The organism is Streptomyces sp. NPDC004134, assembly GCF_042874195.1.
Lineage (GTDB): Bacteria > Actinomycetota > Actinomycetes > Streptomycetales > Streptomycetaceae > Streptomyces.
In genome coordinates this window covers 19,461-40,787 of record NZ_JBIAMS010000039.1, presented here as the reverse complement: position 1 = coordinate 40,787, position 21,327 = coordinate 19,461, and the positions used below count along the sequence as shown (strand labels likewise).

Sequence of the window (21,327 nt, the reverse complement as noted above, 5' to 3'; positions counted from 1 at the left end):
CCTTCCCCTACTCCAGCCCCGCCACCAGGATCTCCCCGTTCTCCTCCCGTACCTCGTACACCTTGATCGGCTTCACCGCCGGCGGCGACAGCGGCTCCCCCGTGGCGAAGTCGAAGACACTGCCGTGGCACGAGCACAGCAGCCCGTCCTCCGTGACCTTGCCGGACGACAGGTGGCAGGCCAGGTGCGTGCAGTAGTTGGCGCTCGCGTATACCTCGCCCTCGAAGCGGGAGACCGCCAGCTCGGTGTCGCCGACGAAGAAGCGGCGCACCACTCCCTCCGGGACCTGGCCGGAGCGGGCGACCCGGACATACGTCGCGTTCTCGGTGTCGGGCATCGTCAGTTTCCTCCCGCCAGCGCCGGCTGGGCCGCCGCCTCTTCCGCCAGCTCCGCCAGGTCCACGTCCTCGTCCGCCAGCTTCGCTGGATCCGGCGCGGCCGCACGGGCGATCAGCTCCTTCGCCGCCATCACGTCCCCGCCGCGCTCCGCCGCGAACGCCGCCCGCAGCACCCCCTCTTCGAGGTAGAACGCCGTGAAGTCGCGCTCCGCCACCGAGCCGCGGACCACCAGCCGGTCCCACGCGCGCGCGTGCCCGACGTGCTGGAGGTTGAGGCCGAACTGGTCCGACCAGAACCAGTGCGGCTCCCCGTGCACCGCCGTGCGGCCCAGGATGTTCTTCGCGGCCACCATCCCCTGCTTGTTCGCGTTGTCGAAGTGCTCGACCCGCACCCACCGCCCGTACAGCGGGTGCCGGTGGTTGGCCACGTCGCCCGCGGCGAAGATGCCGGGGACGCTCGTACGGCAGTGTTCGTCGACGAGGACGCCGTTCTCCACCGCGACCCCCGAGGCCCGCGCGACCGCGGTGTTGGGCACCGCGCCGACCGCGACGACCACCGCGTCCCCCTCGACAGCCAGCCCGGACTCCGTGGTGACGACGACGCCCTCGGGACCGGTACGTACCGACGCGACGGTCTCGCCGGTGTGCAGCTCCACCCCCGCGGCGCGCTGGACGTCCGCGCAGAAACGGCCCATCTCCTCGCCCAGGACCCGCGCCTGCGGCACCGCGGCCTGCTCGATGACCACCGGCCGCACCCCGCGCGCCAGCGCCGTCGAGGCGACCTCGGAGCCGACGAAGCCCGCGCCGACGATCACCAGCCGGCCGCCGGGGCGCAGCAGCGAGCGCAGCCGCAGCGCGTCGCACAGCCCGCGGAGGTGGATGATCCGCTCGTCGCCCTCCGCCACGCCCGGCAGCCGCCGGGCGCTCGCGCCGGTGGCGAGGAGGAACCGGTCGCCGGGGACGGCCGTGCCGTCGGCCAGTTCCACGGTGCCGGCGGCGGTGTCGATGCGCCGGGCGGCGGTGCCGAGGCGCAGTTCGACGGCGTTGTCACGGCACCACTCTTCGGAGAGCAGCGCCGCGTCGGAGTCCTCGGCCGCGCCCTCCAGCAGCTCCTTGCTGAGCGGGGGGCGCTGGTACGGGGCGTGCGGCTCATCGCCGACGAGGACGATGCCGCCGTCGAAGCCGCGGCGGCGCAGGGTGCGCGCGGCGACGGCCGCGGTCTGGCTGGCGCCGATCACGACGACGCTCCTGGGGGTGTCGGGCATGGGTCACTCCTGGGTGGCGGCGGTGGGTGAGGCGGGGTACGGGACGGACGGCGGAGTGGCGGACGGGGGTGCGGAGTCCGCCGCCCCGGCGGTTACGGAGGCGGGGGCGGCGGCGGGTACGCGGCCGGGTGCCGCGGCGGCGGCCGGGGCCGGCGCGGCGGCGGCCGCGAGGGCGGCCGGGCGCAGCCACACTCCGCCGTCCGCGACCCGTACCTCGTACCGCGGCTGGCACTCCTCGCGGTCGTCCGCCTGCCCGGTGCGCAGGTCGAACGCCCACTGGTGCCCCGGGCAGACGACCCGGCCGTGCAGCACGGTGCCGCGCGCCAGCGACTTGCCCTTGTGCACGCAGGCGTCGCGGAACGCGAACACCTCGCCCTCGGCGTAGAAGAGCGCGACCCGCTCCTCGCCGAGCGCCACCAGCTTCTTTCTGCGCCTGCTCACGTCGGTGAGTTCGGCGACCCGCGTCCATTCGGCCATGTGCTGTGCTCCTTGCGGATATGAAGAGACGGCGGCGGCCGGAATGTCGCGTCCGGCCGCCGCCGTCTGCCGGCCCGCGGTCCTTTCAGGCGGCGGCCGCGGCCGGCTCCAGGTCCGGCCGTACGTAGTGGTCGTAGAGCGCCTGGGTGTACGAGTAGCGCATCTCCGCGCCCCAGCGGACGAATTGCAGGCACCGCTGCTGGAGCCGCGGGGTGTCGGCGTGGTCGAGCACGATCTGGTATCCGCGCTCGCCGTGCACCACGTCCGAGGTGATGTGCAGATCGAAGAACTCGATCTCGTCCTCGGTGAATCCGTACGATTCCCTCAGCGGCACGATCTGCTTCTTGTAGATGCTCGGCACCTGCGACTCCAGGCCCACGACGAGCGCGGCGGTGGCGACCACGAAGTGCTCGCGCATGGCGACCGCGTAGCACCAGGACTGCAGGCCGCGGGTGACGGGGTTCATGTTCGAGGGGTCCTCGATGCGCTCCTTGGTGGTGCCGCACGCCTCCGCGAAGCGGATGAGGAGGTCGGTGTGGCGGATGTCCGCCAGCTCCTCCTCGTACATGTTCTGGAGCGTGAAGTCCTTGGCGCCCGTGAATTCGTCCGGGGTGTTTCCGTAGATGTACCCCAGGTAGTCGGCGAACGGGCCGACGTAGTGGTAGTGGTTCTCCGCCCAGCGGGCGAAGTGCTCGCGCTTGAGCTGTCCTTCCGCCCACGCGGTACTGAAGGAGGCGTTCTTCGCCTCGCGGCCCTTGATGGCCTCTTCGAGCGCGCTGCGGAATTCGTCTCTAGAGAGCAGTTCCGTCATCTGCTGCGTCCTTTCCGCGGTCCGTGTGTCACCAAAGTAGGGAGCGTGCGGGGGAGTCGAGGATGGTGTTTGTGCACAGGCGTGTGCGCAATCTCTGTGCACAGTGCCGGGTACGGGTGCGGGCGGGCGTCAGAAGAGGACGGTCGCCAGCGCCGTGGCCGTCACCAGACCGGCGACGACCGGCACGAAGCAGTGCCGTACGACCTCCTGCACCGGCACCCGCGCCACCCCCGCGACCGCCAGCAGCGACGACCACGCGATGAGCACGCCGCCGCCGGTCCACACCGAGCCCATCTGCCCCACGGCGGCCAGCGTCGCCGGGTCGACGTCCGCGGCCGGGCCGAGGGAGCCGGAGAGCGAGCCGGTCAGCGGCAGGCCGGCGAACCCCGAGCCCTCCAGGCCGGTGATCATGCCGATGATGAGGATGGCGAACGCCACGACGAAGCCGATGTCGGGGATGTACTGGTCGACGGCGGTGACGAGGTCGAAGAGCAGCGCCGGCGGGTCGTCGTCCTGGACGCCGGTGATCTCGCTGATGAAGTCGACGTTGCCGAGGAAGAAGAAGCCGGCGATGGGCACGACGACGCCCATGGCCTTGAACGCGAACACCAGCCCGTCGACGACGTGGTCGGCGGCGGTGGTCAGGCCCTCCTTGCCGTCGCAGCAGAACACGGCGGCGAAGAGCAGCAGCATCGCGACGCCGCCGACGAGCCCGGCGGCCTCGCCGCCCTGGACCTCGGTGACGGCGCCGGTGAACTTGCCGAGGAGCATGTAGCCGACGATGGCGGCGAAGGTCAGCGGCACGATGAGGGCGAACGCGCGGGAGCGGCGCACGGGTTCGCCGGGGATCGCGCCGGAGTCGGAGTCGGAGTTGGAGCCGGGGCCGGAGCCCGGGCCGGGCTTGCGGTCCGGGCCGGAGCCGGGGCCGGAGCCCGGGCCGGGCTTGCGGTCCGGGCCGGAGCCGGGGCCGGTGCCCGGGACGGAGGCGGAGGCGGCGCCCGGGTCCGTAGCAGAATCGGTTCCGCTACTGCCTGAGCCCCCGTCCCCCGGCGGGCTGAGCAGCTTCGTCGCCGCCCCCGCGGACCCGCCGGACGCCGCCGCCGTACGCGCCGTGCGCCCCGCCCCCGTACCGCCGAGGGACACTCCCCCGCCGTCCGCCGACAGCGTCTCCGCCTCGGCCTCCCAGCGCAGTCGGTGCTCCTCGCTGACCGTGCCGAAGGAGCGCCGCCCCTTCAGGTACACCAGCGTCAGCGCCACCACCCCGGTGATCACCGACAGCACCATGGCGCGGTCCGCGACCGCGGAGGTCTCCACCCCCGCCGCCTTCGCGGACAGTCCCGGCGCCACCTGGATCACGTAGTCGCTGGAGAGCGCCATGCCCTGGCCCGCGATGGCGATGGCCGCCGCCGCGCTGATCGCGGGCAGCCCGGCCCGGATCGCCGCGGGCAGCAGGATCGCGCCGATCAGCGGCACGGCGGGCGTCGGCCAGAAGAACAGGCTGATGAAGTACGTGACGCCGGCGATGGCGACGAACGCCATCCGCCCGTTGCGCATCAGCGCCCGGAACGGCACCACCATGCGCCGTTCCGCACCCATCGCGCGCATCGCGCCGAGCAAGGCGGTGATGAGGGCGATGATGAGGAAGATACTGAAAAGCTCCCCGGCCGCGGTCAGGCTCGCGGAGAAGATCGCGGCCAGCCCCTTGACGAGGCTGCCGCTGTAGAACCAGGCCGTGAAAAAGGTCGCGATGACCGCGGGAACGACGACATTACGCCGCGCGATCATCACGCCGATGATGACGACAACCCCCGCGAGATACGTCCAGTGCGCAGCAGTCAGCTCCACGTCCGCACTCCCTACCCGGCGCCCGGCAGTGCTGCCGGGCGGCCGAAGTCCGATGGTTGTGCGGCACTCTGGCGACCGTTTCTGCCAGGCCACAGGGGGAGGGTGCACATTGTCCGGCACATTATTTGTGCACTGTGCGGGCGGGAAGACCCCGGAGTTTCCTCGTCGTTTCCCGGCGGGGTCGAAGCCGTTGCCGGGGGTCCCGAATGTGCGGTACGCACAAGGGGGTCGCCGGATCCGGGGGCAGATTGCACATGGATCTTCGGTTCTGCCGGGCGGATACTCGCCGTATGGCCGAGTCGTACGAGTCGCAGCAGCCGTCCGTCCAGCAGCCGCCTGAGCAGCAGCGCCCGCCCCGTACCCCGGTGCTCGCCGCCGGCGGCATGGCCGCGAGCGCGCACCCCGCCGTCACCTTCGCCGGCGCCGCCGTGCTGCGCGACGGGGGCAACGCCGTGGACGCGGCGCTGGCGATGGCCGCGATGTCGTGGGTCGCGCTGCCGGGCCAGTGCGGCGTCGGCGGCGACGCCTTCGCCGTCGTACGGGAGCCGGACGGCCGGGTGTGGACGGTCTCCGGCAGCGGCTACGGGCCCGACGGCGGCGACCTCGACTTCTACGCCGCCCAGGGCCACGACGCGGTGCCGCTCTCCGGACCGCTCTCCGTCGCCGTACCCGGCGCGCCCGCCGCCCTCGCCGCCCTGCACGCCGCCGGCGCAAGCCGCGAACTCGCCGCGCTGTGGGGCCCCGCCGCCCGCGCCGCCGAGGGCGGCCAGCCCTGCACCGCGAAGACCCGGGGCGACATAGCGGAGGTGCAGGAACTCCTGGCCGCCGACCCCGACGCGCTGCGGAACCTGCTGCCCGCCGGCCGCCCGCCCGCCGTCGGCCACCGGCTCGCGCAGCCGGACCTGGCCGCGACGATACGCACCCTCGCCGCCGACCCCGCCGCCTTCTACACCGGCGCGTTCGCGGAGCGGGCCGTAGCCGCCCTGCGCGCGGCGGGCGCGCCGTTCAGCGGCGAGGAGTGGGCGCTCTGCGGCGACGTGGCACCGCAGCCGGCGATCGGCACCGCCTACCGCGGCCGTACCGTGCACCAGACCCCGCTCCCCACCCCCGGCTGGATGGCCCTCCAGCAACTCGCCCTCTGCGACGGCACCCTCGGCGCCCTCGCCCCCCTCGGCGCCGACGCCGTGCACCTGCTGGCGTCGGCGGCCCGGCTGTCCTTCGCGGACCGCGTGGAGCGCTGCGCGAGCGACACCGAGGCGTGGCGGGAGACGCTGACGCCGGCCGCGGTCGCGGCGGCGCGCGAACGCCTCGCGCGCGGCGAGGCGCCGCCGGGTGCGGCGGGGCCCGCGGACGGCGACACGACGTCGATGGTCGCCGTGGACGCGGAGGGGCGGGCGGTGAGCTACATCCACTCGCTCGCGTTCACGTTCGGCTCGAAGGTCACGGTCCCCGGCACCGGCGTGCTGCTCAACAACCGCCTGGGCCGCGGCGCGTACCTCATCCCCGGCCACCCCAACGCGGTCCGGCCGCGCCGCCGTCCGCTGCACACGCTGAACGCGTGGATCGTCACGGACACGGCGGGAGGTCTGGAGCATGTCGGGAACACCCCGGGCGGTGACGGCCAGGTGCAGTGGAACACGCAGCTCATCTCACACCTGCTGGACCACGGGATGGACCCGCAGGCGGCGGTGGAGGCACCGCGGTTCTTCATCCACCCGGGCAGCGACGCGGACGTCCTCGGGCAGCCGGAAGAGCTGCGGTGCGAGTCGCGGCTGGGCGCGGGGGTGCTCGCGGGGCTGCGGGAGCGGGGGCACGCGGTGACCGACGCGGGGCCGTGGGGCGGGGGCGGCAGCGCGATGGTGATCACGGCGGACCGGGAACGGGGCTGCTTGCTGGGCGGCGCGGACCCGCGGCAGGACGGGGTGGCGCTCGGTGTCTGAGGGGGATGCGGTGCCGGGGCCGGTGGGGGCCGCGGGGGCGGGACCGTCCGGTCGTACGGGAACGGGGGCACCCGGCGCGGGCGTTGCGGCCGCCGCGGAGGCGGCGGGCGGCAGCGGGAACGGGGCCGCCGCGCCCGTACCGCAGGGGGACTACCGGGCCGCCGTCGTCGACGGCGGGCTCGCGCTCAGCGCGGGGATGACGCCGCGGGTCGAAGGACGGCTGACCGTCACCGGGCTCGTGGGCGGCGACGTCGCCCCCGCGGTGGCGCGCGACGCCGCCGGGCTCGCGGCGCGCAACGCCGTCGCGGCGATCGTCGCCGCGCTGGACGGCGACGCGGGGCGGCTGCGGCGGCTGTTGCGGATGACGGTGTACGTGGCGTGCGTCGACGGCTTCACGGACCTGTCGGCCGTCGCCGACGGCGCCACCGCGGGGCTCCGCGAGGCCGCGCCCGCGGCGGGGCTGCCGGTGCGGTCGGCCATCGGGGTCAGGTCGCTGCCGTCGGGGGCGCCGGTGGAGGTCGAACTGACGGCGGCCGTACGCCCATGAAGCGCGTCCGCACGTGGTGGCGCCGTAACTCGCGACAGCGGAACAGGCCCGCGGGAGCCGGGCCGGCGCCCGCGGTGGCGCCGGCGGACGCGTCGGCGCCCTCCGGCGGCGCCGGGTCCGTACCGGGCCCGGGGCGCGCGGCCCGCCACGAGCCCGCGCCGCCGCCGGGCGCCGCGCCCGCGGCCGCCGCCGGGCCCGCCGCCGGATCCGTATCGGCCGCCGGTCCCCCGGCCGAGCCCGCTCCCGCCCGCCGGCCCAGCCGGTGGGGGCTGCTGCCCGTGCTGACCGCCACCGTGACCACCACGATGGCCAACACCGTCGTCAACGTCCCGATGACCTCCATCCTCGCCGACCTCGACGCCCCCCTCAGCCGCGGTGTGCTCGTCGCCACCGCCTTCCCCGTGACCCTCGCCGCCCTCATGCCCGTCTCCGGCTGGCTCGGCGACCGGTTCGGGCACCGCCGCGTCCTGTGCTGGGCGATGTCCGGCGTGCTCGTCGGCTCCGCCGGGGCCGCGCTGGCGCCGAGCCTGCCGGTGCTCGTGGCCTTCCGGATGCTGCAGGGGCTCGCCGCCGCGCCGGTGCTGCCCGTGGTGATGGTGCTGGTGGTGCAGGTGCTCGGGGAGGGACGGCGGGGGCGGGCGCTGTCGCTGTGGGCGGCGGCCAACGGCGCCGGGCAGGCGCTCGGGCCGACGACCGGCGGGCTGCTCGCCGAGTTCCTGGGCTGGCGCGCGGTGTTCTGGCAGATCGTGCCGCTGTCCGCGCTCGTCGTCCTCGGCGGCAGACTGCTGCTGCCCAAGCCGCAGGCACCGCCCGCCCGCACCCGGCTCGACTGGCGCGGCGCGCTCACCGTCACCGGCGGCGCCGCCCTCCTGCTGACCGCCACCTCCGCGGTGCCGTCGCAGGGCATCGGCTCCCCCGCGGTGTGGGGGCTCGCGGGCGGCGGGCTGCTCTGCCTGGCCGCGTTCCTCCTGGTCGAGCGGGGCCGGCCGGGCGCGTTCCTGCGGCCCCGGCACCTGGTCGAAGTGCGGTATCTGCGCTCGTCGTTCGCCGCCGCCGCGCAGATGTACGCGCTGGGGGCCACGCTGCTCGCGGCGCCGGTGTACCTGGTCGAGACGCACGGCCTGCCCGAGGGCACCACCGGTCTCGTGGTGCTCGCACTGCCGCTGGCCATGGCGTCGCTCGCCCCCGTCGCGGGCCGGGCCACCGAGCGGTTCGGCGGCCGGGCCGCCATGCGCGGCGGGCTGCTGACGCTGCTGGCCGGGCTCGGCGCGCTGGCCGCCGTCGCCGGGTGGCACGGGGCGGCGCCGCCGCTGGCCGCGGCGCTGCTGGCGCTGGGCGCGGGGGTGGCGTTCATCCAGACCCCGGCGGCGACCGGCGCGTCCCGGTCCCGGGCGGGCCGTACGGGCGCGGGCCTCGGGCTCTTCAACCTCGTACGGTTCGGCGCCACCGCCCTCGGCACCGCCTCGGTCGCCCTGCTGGGCACCGAACCGGAGCGTCTGGTCTGGGTCTTCGGCACCGGCGCGGCCCTGGCGGCGGCGGCGTTCCTCTTCTCCTTCGCCGGCAAGGACCCGCAGCCCGACGCCGCGGCCGTACCGGAGGCGCAGCTTTCGGTACGTACCCGCTGAGGGCCCCGCGGCTACGCCGGGGGTGACAGCTCGGCCTGGAGCACCCGCAGCGAGTCGTTCAGCGTCTGGATGCGGTGCGCCAGCCAGACCGTGAACTGCGTCTCCGCGGACCGCACGTCCATCTGGAGCGCCCGCGAGGCCCGTTCGAGCTTGTAGAGCATCGTGTTGCGGTGGAGCTGGAGCCGGCGCGCCGCCGCGTTGAGGTTGCCCGACTCGGCGATGTACGCGAGCACGACCTGCTCCAGGTTGCCCGTCTGGCCGTCCGCGCGGCGCAGCGGCTCCAGCACCTCGCGGGCGAACTCCCGCCCCTGCGCGCTCGCCGCCGCCTCCTCGACCGCCGCGAACACCCGCAGCTCCGCGTACCCGCACACCTCCGGCACCTGCACCCGCCCCGACAGCTCCAGCGTGATCCGCGCCTCGCGGAAGCTCGCCGCCACCCCGGCCGCGCCCGTGGCCGCCCGGCCGTACGCGATCTGCGCGGCGGCGTCCGCCCGGCCGGTCACCAGCCGGTGCAGCCACCGCCCGTACCGCTGCAGCGCCGTCTTCTCGGCCTGCGCGTCGAACGGCGCCGCGGCGTCGGCCGCCGCGAACTCGGCGACGACGACCAGCAGCCGGCCCATCAGCGTCGCCATGGTGAACCCCTTACCGTGCCCCGGCGCCGCGGCCGCCGCCCCCTGGCCCGTACCTCCGGGGCCGCCGCCCGCGCCGCCGCCCACCGCGTCCGCCGCCCCCGCGACCGCCCGCTGCACCGCCTGCGCCCGCGCCGCGCTCGCCGCCGGCATGGCGACGACGAAGACGGCGTGCCGCGCGTCCATGTCGAAGCGGTAGTGCCGCGAGCGCGCCTCCAGTTCGTGTGCGTCCGTGAACCGCCCGTGCACCAGCGTGTCCAGGAAGTCGTCCCGCGAGCGCTCCTCCGCCTCCGTGACCGACCGCTGCCGCAGGATCTCCGACGCCACCAGCGGCGCCCCCTGCTCCACGATCACCCGGTGCTGCGCGAGCGCGTGCGACTCCGGCGCGAGCACCGGCTCGACGACGGCCACCGTCCCGTACGGCTCCCCCGCCACCCCCACCGGCGCGCACACCACGTGCAGCCGCTCCCCCCAGGGCGCGGCCACGTCGAGGTCGCGGGCCGCGACGTGGTGGTGCCCGGCGCGCGGCGCGTGCGGCCGGCCACCGCCCGCCTTGGCGTGGACGGCGTCCGCCAGCTCCTGCCACTCCGCGTCGGAGGCCGCCCGGTCGCGCTCGGCGCGGGCCAGCAGCTCGCCGCCGCGGTCCAGGATCAGCACCGAGCCGCCGGACAGCGTGGCCATCGACCGCGCCAGCGCGGGCAGTCCCGAGCCGGAGGCGAAGACCTCGCCGAGGGTGCGGTGGACGCGGACGCTGTACTCCAGCACGTGCGCCGTGTCGGCGATCGACTTCACCGCCACCAGCCGCCCCACGCGGTGGTAGTCCGCCTCGGGCGCCAGCCGCACCAGCGGCAGCCCGGCGGTGTCGGCGGCGCGCATCAGCGGCCCGAGGTCGGGCTCGATGCCCTGCTGGAGCCGGGCCAGCACGGCGGCGGCGCCGCGGGCGGCGAGGCCGGAGAGCAGCCGGCGGGAGTCGGGGGCGGCGACGAGTTCGGCGGCCGGGGCGTAGACCGCGATGCCCGCGAGGTCCTCGCCGGCCGCGGGCCGGCCGGCCCCGGGCGGCGGCGGCAGCTCGGCCAGCGGCAGGCACCAGGTCACCTCGCGGCGCAGCCCGGCCTTGCCGCCCAGCAGCCGCCCGCGCAACACGGGCTCCGCGAGCAGCGATTCCACCGTCATGTGCAGTTTGTGCGATGTGTCGTGTGCCATCTGCCTACATCCTCCTGCGGCGATGGTGCGGATTGTACGAAGCCGCCTCGGCCGGAAACGCCAAAGCTAGGGACGAGGAACGAGGAACGTCACGGGAACCACGACGCGCTGCCCGGCCGATGAGGACGTGGAGGTCATCTTGTCGAGAAAAGCACTTGCACACCAGAGTCCGGGCAAAACGGCCTGGCCGGGGGCACGGCGATGACGGCCCCGGATCCGGCCGCCGCGCCCGTCGCCACCGCCGCGCAGGACGCCTCCACCGCCGTGCTCCGCTCCACCGACCCGGCGGCCCCCGGCGAGATCGTCACCGAGGTCGCCGCCGCCACTCCTGCACAGGCCGCCGAGTCGGTACGGACCGCGCACCGGGCCTTCGAAAGCTGGGCCGCGGCCCCCGCCGGACGCCGCGCGGAGGCGCTGCACGGCGCCGCCGCGGAGCTGGCCGCGGACGCCGAGGCGCTGGCCCTGCTGATCTGCCGGGAGGAGGGCAAGACGCTCGGCTCGGCGCGCGGCGAGGTGGCCAAGACCGTCGAGCAGTTCCGGCTGGCGGCGCAGCTCGCGTACCTGGTGGAGGGGGCGACGTACCCCGGGGAGAGCCCGGGTGTCGCGGCCTGGACGCTGCGCGTGCCGCTCGGCGTCGTCGTCGCCATCACCCCCTGGAACTTCCCGGTCTCGCTCGCCGCCCGGAAGATCGCTCCCGCGCTGGCCGCCGGGAACACCGTCGTCTTCAAGCCATCGCCGGTCACGCCGGGCGCCGGCGCGCGGCTGGCCGCGGCCTGCCATCGCGGCGGCGTGCCGGAGGACGTGCTGCGGGTCGTCCAGGGTGACGACCCGGCGGCGATGGCGGCGCTGGCGGGCGCGCCGGAGGTACGGGCGGTGACGTTCACCGGCTCCGACCGGGTCGGCGCGGCGCTGCGGGGCACCGTCGGGCCCGCCGCCCGGGTGCAGTTCGAGCTGGGCGGCCACAACGCCGCCCTGGTCTGCGCCGACGCCGACCTGCCGCGCGCGGCCGCGGAGGTCGCGGCCGGGGCCTTCGGGCTCACCGGGCAGGTGTGCACGGCGACGGACCGGGTGCTGGTGGAGCGGGCGGTGGCGGCGGAGTTCACCGCGCTGCTGGCGGAGCGGGCCGCGAAGCTCACCGCGGGGCGGGGCGACGACCCGGGCGCCGACGTCGGCCCCGCCGCCACCGCCGGGCAGCGCACGCGCCTCACCGGGCTGCTCGACTCGGCCGTCGCCGCGGGCGCCGTCGTCGCGGGGCGCGGGTCGCTGGCGCCGGGGGCGGATCCCGCGGGGCACTGGGTGCTGCCGGCGGTGCTGACCGGCGTACCGGCGGATCATCCGGTGAACACCGGCGAGCTGTTCGGGCCGCTGCTGTCGGTGGTGCCGGTGGAGGGGCCCGAGGAGGCGCTTGCCGCGATCAACGCGGACCCGCACCGGCTGGTCACCGCGATCCACACCCGCGACCTCGGCACCGCGCACCGCTTCCTGCGGGCGGCGCGCTGCGGGGTCGTGAAGGTCAACGAACGCACCACAGGCAACGGCGTCGCGCCGCCCTTCGGCGGCTGGGGCGCGTCCAGCTCCGGCGCCTTCCCCGAAGGGGGCCGGACGGCGCTGGAGTTCGTCACGGACACGAAGACCGTGTACTGCGCGTACTGAGGAGACTCCCATGCACAAGATCCACCGGCTCACCCTGGAAGACGCCCTGGTCATGCTGGAGGCCGCCGAGGCGGAAGCGGCGCGGATCGGCGTCCGGCAGACCATCTGCATCGCCGACGACGGCGCCCATCCGATCGCCCTGCACCGCATGACGGGCGCGCGGCTCACGGGCGTGGAGATCGCCATCGCCAAGGCGTTCACGGCCGCCGGCCACCAGCGGGCGACGCACCTGTTCAACGAGGAGCCGAAGGGCCCGGCGCTGCCCGGGAACGAGGCGTTCGGGATCCAGCACATGCACCCGGGGCGCTTCGCGGCGTTCGTGGGCGGGTTCCCGATCGTGTACGAGGGCGAGGTCGTCGGCGCGGTGGGGGTGAGCGGCGGCAACGGCGACCAGGACAAGGCGGTCGGCGCGGCGGCGCTGGCGGCGTTCGAGCGGAAGGTGGCGTCGGGGGCGGCGTGACGACGACGGCGACGACTGCGACGGCGACGGCTGCCCGCCCGGCGGCCGTCTCCCGCGGGCGCGGGGCAGCACTCCGCACGGACACGGCCCTGATCCTGCTGACGGTCACGGCGGGGATCACGGACGCGATCTCGTTCCTGGGCCTGGGCGGGGTGTTCACGGCGAACATGACGGGCAACCTGGTGCTCGTCGGCATGGCGGCCACCTCCGACGAGTCGTGGCAGGAGGTGCTGCGCGGCGATGTCCTGCGCTGCACGGCCTCGTTCGCGGGCTTCGCCCTCGGCATGCTCGCGGGGTTCCGCCTGCTGCGCACCCGCCCGGCCGGCTCCGCCCGGGTGCTCGGCGCGGGGCTCGCGCTGCACGCGGTGTTCCTCGCCGGGTGGGTCGCGGCGGACGCCGCCCCCGGTACCGCCGCCGGCGCCGGGCTGATCGCCGCGTCGGCGACGGCGATGGGCGTGCAGACGGCGGCGGCCCGGGGGCTGGACCGGGCCGGCATCACGACGACGTTCGTCACCGGCACCCTGACGTCGCTGGTCTCCGGCCTGGCACAGGGCGACCGCCGGCACGCCGCCCTGCGCACCGCGATCCTGGCGGCGCTGCTCGTGGGGGGCCTGCTCGGCGGGCTGCTGCTGGCGTACGCGCCGAAGGCGGCGGCCGTGCCGCTGCTGGTGGCGACCGCGGCGGCGATGGTGCTGTGCGTACGGCCGGGTCAGCGGCCGGAACGTACCGGGTGAACCAGGTACTTGAGGTGCGTGACCCCCTCCCCCTCGACGGCACGGACCTGCTCCAGGCGGACCCGGCTGCCGTCCACGCCGTCGAGGAGGCGGGAGCCGCCGCCGAGGAGGACGGGGACGACGTGCAGTTCGAGCACGTCGAGCAGGCCGGCGGCCAGATACTGCCCGGCGATCCCGCCGCCTCCGTACAGCATCACGTCCTTGCCGCCCGCCGCCTCCTTCGCCCGCGCGAGCGCGGACTCGATGCCGTCGGTGACGAAGTGGAACGTGGTCCCGCCGGTCATCTCGACGGCCGGGCGCGGATGGTGGGTGACGACGAACACCGGGTAGTGGTACGGCGGCTCGTCGCCCCACCAGCCGTTCCACTGCTCGTCCTCGGCCCAGGGCCCGCCGCCGACGGGACCGAACATGCCGCGGCCCATGACGGCGGCGCCGATGTTCTCGACGGTCTCCGCGAAGACCTGCGAACTGGCGTTGACCTCACCGCCTTCACTGCCGTGCATCTCGCGCCAGCCGGCGAGCGGCACGACCCAGTCGTGCAGGGCCTCGCCGCCCTCGCCGAGGGGGTTCTCGACGCTCTGGAGCGGTCCGGCGACGTAGCCGTCGAGGGAGATGGAGATGTGACATCTGAGGTTGGCCATGGGGATCAGCATGTCGGGGGCGGGGAATGACGTCCAATGCCAGAACATCGAAGATCACATCAATATGCTTGATGAGTGCTGAACCTCGTCCATCTGAAGGTGCTCGCGGCGGTGGCACGCCACGGCTCCGTGACCGAAGCCGCACGTGAACTCCACTACTCGCAGCCCTCGGTGAGCCACCACCTGTCCCGGCTGGAGGCGGCGACGGGCGCGAAGCTCGTCCAGCGTGCGGGCCGCGGCATCCGCCTCACGCCGGAAGGCGCACTCCTGGCCCGCCGCGCCACCGAGATCGTCGGCCGCGTCGACGCGGCGGCCGGCGAACTCGCCGCCCAGGTCGGCCTGCGCGCAGGCCGCGTACGCCTGGCGGCCAACGCCTCCGTACTGAGCACGATCGTGCCGAGGGCGGCCCGCGCGCTGGCCGGAGTCCACCCCGGCCTCGCCCTGAGCATCGCCGACCGCCACCCGGTCGAGGCGCTGCGGATGCTCCGCCGGGGAGACGCCGACGTGGCCCTCGTCTTCCGCTACGCCCACGCCCCGCTGGAGGACGACGGCTTCCGCCTCGTCCACGTGGCGGACGACCCGATCCACCTGGTCAGCCGGCAGCCGGACGACACAGTGGCCAACCACCGGCTCTCGCCCTGGATCGGCGGCTGCGAGCGCTGCCGGAACGAGTTGACCGCCGTGTGCGCGACCCACGGCTTCACCCCGCGGATCGACTCGGTCTGCGACGACATGGTCGTGGTCCAGGCCCTCGTCGCGGCGGGCATCGGCGTCACGACCCTCCCGGGCCTGGCCCTTGCGGCGCACCGGGGGGAGGGAATCCACACGACGGAGATCCCGGGGGCGGAACGCCGGATCTACGCGGCGACGTACGGGGACCCGCCGGACCCGCCGGGGGCCAGGGCACTCGTGGAAGCACTTCAACGGGCAGCGGCGGAACTCACGGCCCAGTAGTCTCGGCAGAAACGTCTCCGGATCATCGTCCCGGCGAACACATTCGTTTCCGCGAAAGGCGTTCGGCCGGCGTCACGGCGGGCCTGCAGCAATTCTGCATGCGGGCTGCAAGAAAACGCTCTGGTCACCTCCCGCAGACTCGGATGCGCGGGCCGGATTCCCGGCCCGAAGCCGCAATCTGGGGGAGACGAGATCGACTATGCCGCGGTTTGTCATCGTGGGAATGACGAGGCTGGCGATGACTGCGCCCGTCGAGGAATTCCCGCTGCAATACAGCGCGTACCGCAGCGCTTCATGGATGCGCTGCACTGTCGTGGGAGGTGCGTACAACGTCGCCGGCGCGTTACGGAAGCTGGGGAGTGAGGCACATGTCTGCACGCTCGTGGGCACCGACGAGGCCGGAGCGGTGATCCGGGAGGCCATGGAGCGGCGGGGACTGAAGGGACGGGGAGTCGTCGACGTCGCGGAGACCGCCAAGACCATGATCCTCACCGACCCGAGCGGGCGTGTGGCACGCAACGCCTGGGCCGTGGGCGGCTCCGGGGACTATCCGATGGAGCGCTTCATCGAGCAGGCGGTGGACGCGGATCTGGCGGTGATCACCAACCGGCCGTTCGGCGAGCCCTTCCTGCGGCCGGCGAAGGAACTGCTGGGGCTGCCGGTGGCCGTGGACCTGCATGTGTCGGCCGATCTGGACGACGAGAGCCACCGGCCGTGGCTGGAGGTGGCCGACGTGCTCTTCTGCAGTCACGAGCGGCTGCCGGGCACGTGCGCCGAGTGGATCGGGGAGGTCTTCCGCCGCTACCCGGGGTGCCGGATCGCCGCGGTGGGATGCGGCGAGGACGGCTGCGTCATGGGGCTCCAGGACGGGCGGCTGGTGGAGATCGGCGCCGTCACGCCGCGGCCCGTCCGCGACACGGACGGCGCAGGGGACGCGCTGTTCGCCTCCTTCCTGCACGGCTGGCTCACCTCGGGCAAGCCGGTGGAGGCGCTGGAGTCGGCCGTTCTGTTCGCCGGCTGGAAGGTCGGGGCCGGCTCGGCCGCCGAGGGTTTCCTGACCGACAGGGAACTGGCCGCTCTGCGCCGGGTCTACCCGCTGCGTACGCGGGTCGGCACCTGGCGCTAGTGCGGCGCCGGCGCGGGATCCGCGGGGCCGCCGGGATCGGCGTCGGCATCGGGATCGGTGTCGCGATCGGCGTCGCGATCGGCGTCGGGATCGGCGTCGGGATCGGCGTCGGGATCGGCGTCGGGATCGGCGTCGGGATCGAGGCGGCGCCGGTGGCCGGCGGCGCGCTCCGCGTGCGGGAGGGCGCCGAGTCTGCGGTAGACCTTCTCGGCCCGGGCGTAGTGTCCCCGGGCCGAGAGGGGATTCCCGTCCTGCTCGGCGACCTCTCCGAGGATTTCGCGCAGGGTGCCCTCGTCGAAGACCCCGTCGGCGTCCCGGAGTTCGGCCAGGGCGGTTTCGAGCTGGGCGCGCGCCGCGGGGCGGTCGCCGGCGCGCAGATACGCCTGCCCGAGGCGTCGGCGGGCGGGGATCTCGGAGTTGAGGTCCCCTGTCCCCGCGATCAGCTCCGTGGCCCTGGTGAGATGACGGACGGCGTCCTCATGGTGCCCGAGGAGGCTTTCCACCTCGCCGATGGCGGAGTGCTCCCGCGCCGTCCCGCGGGTGTCCGCCACTTCTTCGCGGATGGCGAGCGCGGTACGGAACAGCTCCCCCGCCAGGTCCAGTTCCTCGCGTTGCAGGTGTACGAGGCCCACGTTGTGCAGGGCCAGCGCCTCACCCCTGCGGTCGCCGATCTCGCGGCGGAGCGCCAGGGCCTGGCGGAAGGCGACGAGCGCCTCTTCGTACCGGCCGGTGTCCCGCAGGGCCACTCCGAGGCCGGTACGCAGCCTCGCCTCGCCGAGGCGGTGACCGCACGCACGGGCGGCCGATGCGCCGATCTGGTGGCTGGCGATCCAGTCGCGGTGGTACCGGGCGTAGATGAAAACGCCCCACATGGCGTCCACCATCTGCCAGGCGGCCGCATCGTGTCCGCGCTCCGAGGCGAGCCGCAGGACGGCCATGAGGTTGGCGAGTTCCTGCTCGAACCACCCCAGCGCGGTGGCGAAGTCCGCGAACGTACGGCTCTCCGCCGGCGGGAACCGGTATTCCGGCGCCGGGCGCCGGCGCTGGGGATAGACGACGTGATCCGCGCTGTCCGCGGTGGCGAGATAGTGATCGATGATCCGCCGCTCGGTCACCGCACGCAGTTCGCGGTCGTCGTCCGCTTCGCCCCGGTGCCTGGCGTGCTCGTGGATGAGGTCGTGGAAGTGATACCGGCCGGGGTGGTCCATGCCGAGGAGGTTGGCGTGCACCAGAGTCGCCAGGCTGTCGGCCGGCGCGGGAATCTCGGGACGTGCGGCGGCGGCGGCCTCGGCGACGCCCACGTCGAACTCGCTGCCGGGATGCAGGCCCATCCGGCGGTACAGCCGTGCGGCGGCGTCGGGGAGCGCCGTGTACACCTGGTCGAGCCGGGTCTTCATGGATACCTCCTCGTCTGCTTCTGTGAGATGGGAACCGACGGCGGGACCGGTCACCGCCGTCGCGACGCTCCAGCCGGGCCGTGCGACGAGCAGCGCCGCGCTGACGCAGACCGCCAGCGGGATACGGCCGCAGGAGAGGACCAGTTCGCGGGCGGCGGCGGCATCGGCCGCGACGCGTTCGTGCCCGGCCATGTTGCCCAGCAGCTCGATGGCCGAATCCGTGTCGAGCGGATCGAGCCGTACGAACTCGGCACCGTCCAGCACCAGGGGCCGGAGATGCCAGCGGCTGGTCACCACGCAGACACTGCCCGCGGAAGCGGGCATCAGGGGGCGGATCTGGGCGGCGGACAGGGCGTTGTCGCAGAGGACGGCGATACGGCTGCCTGCGGTGACCGTACGGAAGTGGGCCATCTGCCCGGCGAGGTCGACGGGAACGTGCTCCGGAGCGACGCCGAGCGCCTGCAGAAACCGGGGCAGCACGTGGGCGGGACTGGTCGGCTCGCCTGCCCGGTGGCCCTCCAGCCCGGCGTAGAGCTGCCCGTCCGCGAAGTCGTCGCTGTGGCGGTGCAGCCAGGACAGCGCGAGGGACGTCTTCCCGACCCCCGGCAGACCGCTGATGGAGACGAGCGCGGAGGAGTCCTCGCGCCGCGCCCGCGCCAGCGCGAGGTCGAGGACCTCCAGCCCCGCGTCGCGGTTGGTGAAGTACCGGGGCCGCGGCGGAAGCTGCCGGGGAACGGGCGGCCGCTGCCGTTGCACGGCGCCGAGGTAGACGTCCCCGCGGATGGTGGCCGCCTGAAGGCTGGGCCCGTGGACGGTCCCGGACAGATCGTTGCGGGTGTCACTCCGCCCCCATGGCCCATGACCGTCGGACGGTGGCATACGGATACCCCCAGGGTCGTCAAGATCACATCCGACTGTAGCCACACCTGGGGGTTGGCATATCCCGCTGGCAACTGCCAACACTCGAATGAGTGGCTGGCACGCTCACGACTCCGTGCGACTGTCGCACAGAGCACCGGACGCAACCAGAGGATTGTCGGCCGCCTTGGACCGCCCAGAACCGGAAGACACACACCCCACCGGCCCGAACCACGACTCCGGAGCCCCGAAACACGTGCCACCAGGCGAAGTTGCGCTACCCGGCGTCCAGAAACCGGCCAAAACGCCCACGCGGTTCGGACTTTGGGCGCCTGCACGCATGGCGGTGGGCGGCGGACGGCGGGTGGCGGGAGCCGCCCCCGGGGCGGTGACTCGGGCGGTGCCGGCAGTTCGCCGAACGGTCGCCGCCCGCCACGAAGCACGGGCTTCCCACGGAGACGGCGGCGGCAGGGGGCCCGATGCTCCAACCCCCCGGATCCGGTGCCAAACCCGAGCCGCCTACCCCGATGCCGCACCGGTGCCGGGCACCCAAAGCCGCTGAAACCCCTTGGTGCGGCTGCCGCGGTGCCATACGCCGGCATCGGATGCAGACGGGGTGCTCGTGGCCGCTGTACCCGGGGTCGGCGCCCGTTTGGTGTGGACGGTGGTGCCCCGCCCGTTTCATGGGCGGGGCACCTGGGGTGGTAGCCCTCAGGACGTTGCGGTGGTGCAGGCGCCCGTGGCGCACTTCTTCAGCCAGTCGGCGAAGTCCGCGTCGTAGCGGTTGCCTATCGTGCCGGTCAGCAGCGTGCGGGCCCCCTCCCAGTCGCCCGTGCGGTAATGGCCCAGCAGCGTCGCCACGTCATCCGGGTGCGACTCGATGAGGTAGCGGACCGCCAGGTAGCCCCACTGGTAGGTGCGGGTCGTGTTCGTGTTCTCGTAGGTGGTGTCGAAGAGCGTGCTGAGGGCGTAGGTGTTGTTGCCCGCCTCCTCGATCGCCTTCTCGTTGGGCAGGTCGCGGTACGCGTAGTTGATGTACTCGGCGAAGCCCTCGACCCACATGACCGTCGGCGTCTTCATGTTCTCCTCGAAGTCGCCGTACATGTTGAAGCGGCCGTCGAGGTAGTGCGTGTATTCGTGGTTGAGGTTCCAGATCTCGAACCCGTCCGCCCATTCCGCGCGGTAGGCGATGAACCGCGGCAGGTTTCCTTCCTTCGCCGGGTCGCCTTCCAGGTACATGCCGCCGTTGTTCGTGTCGATGCCGAAAACGACCCCGGCGTAGGTCTGGTAGTCGAGGCTGGAGTCGAAGGCGACGACCTCCAGCTTGGTGTTGTTGTCGTCCGCGACCGGGCCGCTGTCCTTGGCCACGCCGTGGAAGAACTCGTCCTGCCCGAGCATGCTCGTGCAGGACTGCTCCAGCTCGTCGGCGGTCAGCTTCTGCGCCGCGATCTGAAGGGTGCCGGCACACGTGTGCGCGACCGGCAGCACCGCCTCGCGTACGCGCTCCTGAAGGTCGCACGTGCCGAAGTCGGCGCAGTTCTCCTTGTCGTACGCATCCGTCATCTCGGCGACGCCGACCCACAGCGCCGCGGTCGCCGGGTCGTCGAGGGAGGTGGCGCCCAGCAGTTCCTTCGCCAGCGGGCGGACCGCCTCGCGGAGCTCGTCGTGCTGGAGGAACCGGCCCAGTTCGCGGCCGGCGTTGGTGGTCAGGAACTGCTTGTCGGTTCCGATCAGGTCCTTGTGGTTCGTCGCGAAGTCGCGCAGGAGGGTCAGCAGGCTCCGGTCGGCCGCCACCGCGTCGACGAACTCCGGCACCCAGTTGCCGCGGAAGATCACGGTGTAGGTGCTGTTGACGGCGTTGACCATCCAGTAGAACTCGTCGTACGAGGAGTCGTAGTCCGTCAGCAGCTTCTTGACGACGTCCAGGTAGCGGGCGTTCTCCACGGCGCTGTCGACCAGGATGACCGATTCGGAGAGCGTCTGGCCGTTGGCCTCCGTCACGTCGTACGCGCGGGCGGAGCCGAAGAAGGCGTCCAGGCCGCCCTGGACAGCGGACTTGAGCGCCGGGCCGTACTCGCCGACGCCCTCGGGGTCGCCGTACTGCACGTAGTAGCCGGCGCGCAGGTACAGCACGATCTGGGTGATCGACGCGCTGTTGTCGCCCTGGTACGAGGCGGCGGTGTCACGGTAGGCGTTCGCCACCGTGACCATCTGCGACTCCTGGAAGAGCGCGCGGGCGTCGGCGCCGGTGACGCCGAACAGCGTGTTCACGCAGGCCGTCTCCGACGCCTTGATCTGGTCGACCAGCGCGCCGCCGGTCTTCGACGCGAAGTCCGCGACGTTGCACTCCGCCGCCTCGGGACCGGCTGCCGTACGGGCCAGCCGGCGCGCGGTGGCGTCCGTGCCGGCTTCCCGCGGCCGGAGGAGGGCGGCGTCCGCCTTCGCCTCGGCGGTCGTCATCGGGTCGCCGGGCGCGAGGGCGGCGGCGAGCGCTGCGGGGGTGGACTGCTTCGGGGCGGGGACCGACACCGGCGCGGGCGCCCCGCCCGGTGCGGCGGTGGCTTCGGCGGCGGGGGCGACCAGTGCGTACCCCGCCCCCAGACACATCGCCAGGGCGACCAGCAGGAGGGAGAACCACGTTCTCGAAATGGGGGGTTTGGCTGTCAAGTGAGCCTCCGAGTCCGTACGTTCCGCGTGCGCGGGACGGCCGGGAGCACCTGGCTGTCATGCACACGAGGCTTGGTGCCATGTAAAATTACACACGTCACATGGCGAGCCAAGGTCCCCGCCCTCGCGGGCACTTGCACTTTTGATTCGTGAACACC

General features: G+C 73.8%; 17 protein-coding genes. 8 read left to right on the top strand and 9 right to left on the bottom strand.

Annotated elements, in window-relative coordinates:
- Positions 1 to 7: 7 nt before the first annotated feature.
- The 5 genes from ACFYVJ_RS33285 to ACFYVJ_RS33265 form a co-directional block, all read right to left on the bottom strand.
- Positions 8 to 337: a non-heme iron oxygenase ferredoxin subunit gene (locus ACFYVJ_RS33285; protein ID WP_101423794.1), complete on the bottom strand. Its 330-nt coding sequence runs from the start codon at positions 335 to 337 to the stop codon at positions 8 to 10.
- Positions 338 to 339: 2 nt separating this feature from the next.
- Positions 340 to 1,602 (bottom strand): NAD(P)/FAD-dependent oxidoreductase, encoded by a 1,263-nt coding sequence (locus ACFYVJ_RS33280; protein ID WP_388899742.1) that lies wholly within the window; start codon positions 1,600 to 1,602, stop codon positions 340 to 342.
- A gap of 3 nt (positions 1,603 to 1,605) precedes the next feature.
- Positions 1,606 to 2,079, bottom strand: a complete 474-nt coding sequence (locus ACFYVJ_RS33275; protein WP_388899740.1) for a Rieske (2Fe-2S) protein — start codon at positions 2,077 to 2,079, stop codon at positions 1,606 to 1,608.
- Positions 2,080 to 2,164: 85 nt separating this feature from the next.
- On the bottom strand, positions 2,165 to 2,890 hold the full coding sequence (locus ACFYVJ_RS33270; RefSeq protein ID WP_125935606.1) for a TenA family transcriptional regulator: 726 nt from the start codon (positions 2,888 to 2,890) through the stop codon (positions 2,165 to 2,167).
- 129 nt (positions 2,891 to 3,019) lie between these two features.
- Positions 3,020 to 4,735, bottom strand: coding sequence for a hypothetical protein (locus ACFYVJ_RS33265; RefSeq protein WP_388899735.1), 1,716 nt, complete (start codon positions 4,733 to 4,735; stop codon positions 3,020 to 3,022).
- A gap of 290 nt (positions 4,736 to 5,025) precedes the next feature.
- Here ACFYVJ_RS33265 and ACFYVJ_RS33260 point away from each other — a divergent pair, with 290 nt between their 5' ends.
- From ACFYVJ_RS33260 to ACFYVJ_RS33250, 3 genes are all read left to right on the top strand, one after another.
- Positions 5,026 to 6,675 carry a gamma-glutamyltransferase family protein gene (locus tag ACFYVJ_RS33260; protein ID WP_388899732.1) on the top strand — a complete coding sequence of 550 codons (1,650 nt, stop codon included), beginning with the start codon at positions 5,026 to 5,028 and terminating at the stop codon, positions 6,673 to 6,675.
- Positions 6,668 to 7,222, top strand: coding sequence for a RidA family protein (locus ACFYVJ_RS33255; RefSeq protein WP_388899730.1), 555 nt, complete (start codon positions 6,668 to 6,670; stop codon positions 7,220 to 7,222). Before ACFYVJ_RS33260 ends, ACFYVJ_RS33255 begins: the two co-directional genes overlap by 8 nt.
- 74 nt (positions 7,223 to 7,296) lie before the next feature.
- Entirely contained in the window at positions 7,297 to 8,847 is a 1,551-nt protein-coding gene (locus ACFYVJ_RS33250) for an MFS transporter (RefSeq protein ID WP_388899727.1), read from the top strand.
- Between the two features lie 11 nt (positions 8,848 to 8,858).
- Here ACFYVJ_RS33250 and ACFYVJ_RS33245 read toward each other — a convergent pair whose 3' ends face one another.
- Positions 8,859 to 10,679, bottom strand: coding sequence for a PucR family transcriptional regulator (locus tag ACFYVJ_RS33245; RefSeq protein WP_388899724.1), 1,821 nt, complete (start codon positions 10,677 to 10,679; stop codon positions 8,859 to 8,861).
- Between the two features lie 201 nt (positions 10,680 to 10,880).
- Between ACFYVJ_RS33245 and ACFYVJ_RS33240 the strand changes: the two genes are divergently transcribed.
- The 3 genes from ACFYVJ_RS33240 to ACFYVJ_RS33230 are packed head-to-tail and all read left to right on the top strand — an operon-like array spanning position 10,881 to position 13,526.
- Positions 10,881 to 12,332, top strand: a complete 1,452-nt coding sequence (locus ACFYVJ_RS33240; RefSeq protein ID WP_388899721.1) for an aldehyde dehydrogenase family protein — start codon at positions 10,881 to 10,883, stop codon at positions 12,330 to 12,332.
- 10 nt (positions 12,333 to 12,342) lie between these two features.
- Complete coding sequence (locus ACFYVJ_RS33235) at positions 12,343 to 12,792, top strand: heme-binding protein (protein ID WP_101423786.1); 450 nt, start codon at positions 12,343 to 12,345, stop codon at positions 12,790 to 12,792.
- The gene (locus ACFYVJ_RS33230) at positions 12,789 to 13,526 is read left to right on the top strand and encodes a DUF1275 family protein (RefSeq protein WP_388899712.1); all 738 of its coding nucleotides are present in this window, start codon (positions 12,789 to 12,791) and stop codon (positions 13,524 to 13,526) included. The genes ACFYVJ_RS33235 and ACFYVJ_RS33230 overlap by 4 nt, the downstream gene beginning before the upstream one ends.
- Here the strand turns inward: ACFYVJ_RS33230 and ACFYVJ_RS33225 are convergent.
- Positions 13,502 to 14,167, bottom strand: a complete 666-nt coding sequence (locus tag ACFYVJ_RS33225) for a dihydrofolate reductase family protein (protein ID WP_388899709.1) — start codon at positions 14,165 to 14,167, stop codon at positions 13,502 to 13,504. The genes ACFYVJ_RS33230 and ACFYVJ_RS33225 overlap by 25 nt on opposite strands.
- A gap of 75 nt (positions 14,168 to 14,242) precedes the next feature.
- Between ACFYVJ_RS33225 and ACFYVJ_RS33220 the strand changes: the two genes are divergently transcribed.
- Positions 14,243 to 15,121, top strand: coding sequence for a LysR family transcriptional regulator (locus ACFYVJ_RS33220; protein ID WP_388899706.1), 879 nt, complete (start codon positions 14,243 to 14,245; stop codon positions 15,119 to 15,121).
- A 199-nt stretch (positions 15,122 to 15,320) separates the two neighbouring features.
- Positions 15,321 to 16,247, top strand: a complete 927-nt coding sequence (locus tag ACFYVJ_RS33215; protein WP_388899703.1) for a carbohydrate kinase family protein — start codon at positions 15,321 to 15,323, stop codon at positions 16,245 to 16,247.
- Here ACFYVJ_RS33215 and ACFYVJ_RS33210 read toward each other — a convergent pair.
- Together ACFYVJ_RS33210 and ACFYVJ_RS33205 are read right to left on the bottom strand one after the other, a co-directional pair.
- Positions 16,244 to 18,523 (bottom strand): tetratricopeptide repeat protein, encoded by a 2,280-nt coding sequence (locus ACFYVJ_RS33210; protein ID WP_388899700.1) that lies wholly within the window; start codon positions 18,521 to 18,523, stop codon positions 16,244 to 16,246. The two genes, ACFYVJ_RS33215 and ACFYVJ_RS33210, sit on opposite strands and share 4 nt — an antisense overlap.
- 690 nt (positions 18,524 to 19,213) lie before the next feature.
- Positions 19,214 to 21,169, bottom strand: a complete 1,956-nt coding sequence (locus ACFYVJ_RS33205) for a collagenase (protein WP_388899697.1) — start codon at positions 21,167 to 21,169, stop codon at positions 19,214 to 19,216.
- Between the last annotated feature and the right edge of the window lie 158 nt (positions 21,170 to 21,327).

What these genes read in the sequence shown, in the direction of transcription:
- ACFYVJ_RS33285 (WP_101423794.1), bottom strand. Translation starts at nt 337, where the DNA reads ATGCCCGACACCGAGAACGCGACGTATGTCCGGGTCGCCCGCTCCGGC.
- ACFYVJ_RS33280 (WP_388899742.1), bottom strand. Translation starts at nt 1,602, where the DNA reads ATGCCCGACACCCCCAGGAGCGTCGTCGTGATCGGCGCCAGCCAGACC.
- ACFYVJ_RS33275 (WP_388899740.1), bottom strand. Translation starts at nt 2,079, where the DNA reads ATGGCCGAATGGACGCGGGTCGCCGAACTCACCGACGTGAGCAGGCGC.
- ACFYVJ_RS33270 (WP_125935606.1), bottom strand. Translation starts at nt 2,890, where the DNA reads ATGACGGAACTGCTCTCTAGAGACGAATTCCGCAGCGCGCTCGAAGAG.
- ACFYVJ_RS33260 (WP_388899732.1), top strand. Translation starts at nt 5,026, where the DNA reads ATGGCCGAGTCGTACGAGTCGCAGCAGCCGTCCGTCCAGCAGCCGCCT.
- ACFYVJ_RS33245 (WP_388899724.1), bottom strand. Translation starts at nt 10,679, where the DNA reads ATGGCACACGACACATCGCACAAACTGCACATGACGGTGGAATCGCTG.
- ACFYVJ_RS33240 (WP_388899721.1), top strand. Translation starts at nt 10,881, where the DNA reads ATGACGGCCCCGGATCCGGCCGCCGCGCCCGTCGCCACCGCCGCGCAG.
- ACFYVJ_RS33235 (WP_101423786.1), top strand. Translation starts at nt 12,343, where the DNA reads ATGCACAAGATCCACCGGCTCACCCTGGAAGACGCCCTGGTCATGCTG.
- ACFYVJ_RS33225 (WP_388899709.1), bottom strand. Translation starts at nt 14,167, where the DNA reads ATGGCCAACCTCAGATGTCACATCTCCATCTCCCTCGACGGCTACGTC.
- ACFYVJ_RS33215 (WP_388899703.1), top strand. Translation starts at nt 15,321, where the DNA reads ATGCCGCGGTTTGTCATCGTGGGAATGACGAGGCTGGCGATGACTGCG.
- ACFYVJ_RS33210 (WP_388899700.1), bottom strand. Translation starts at nt 18,523, where the DNA reads ATGCCACCGTCCGACGGTCATGGGCCATGGGGGCGGAGTGACACCCGC.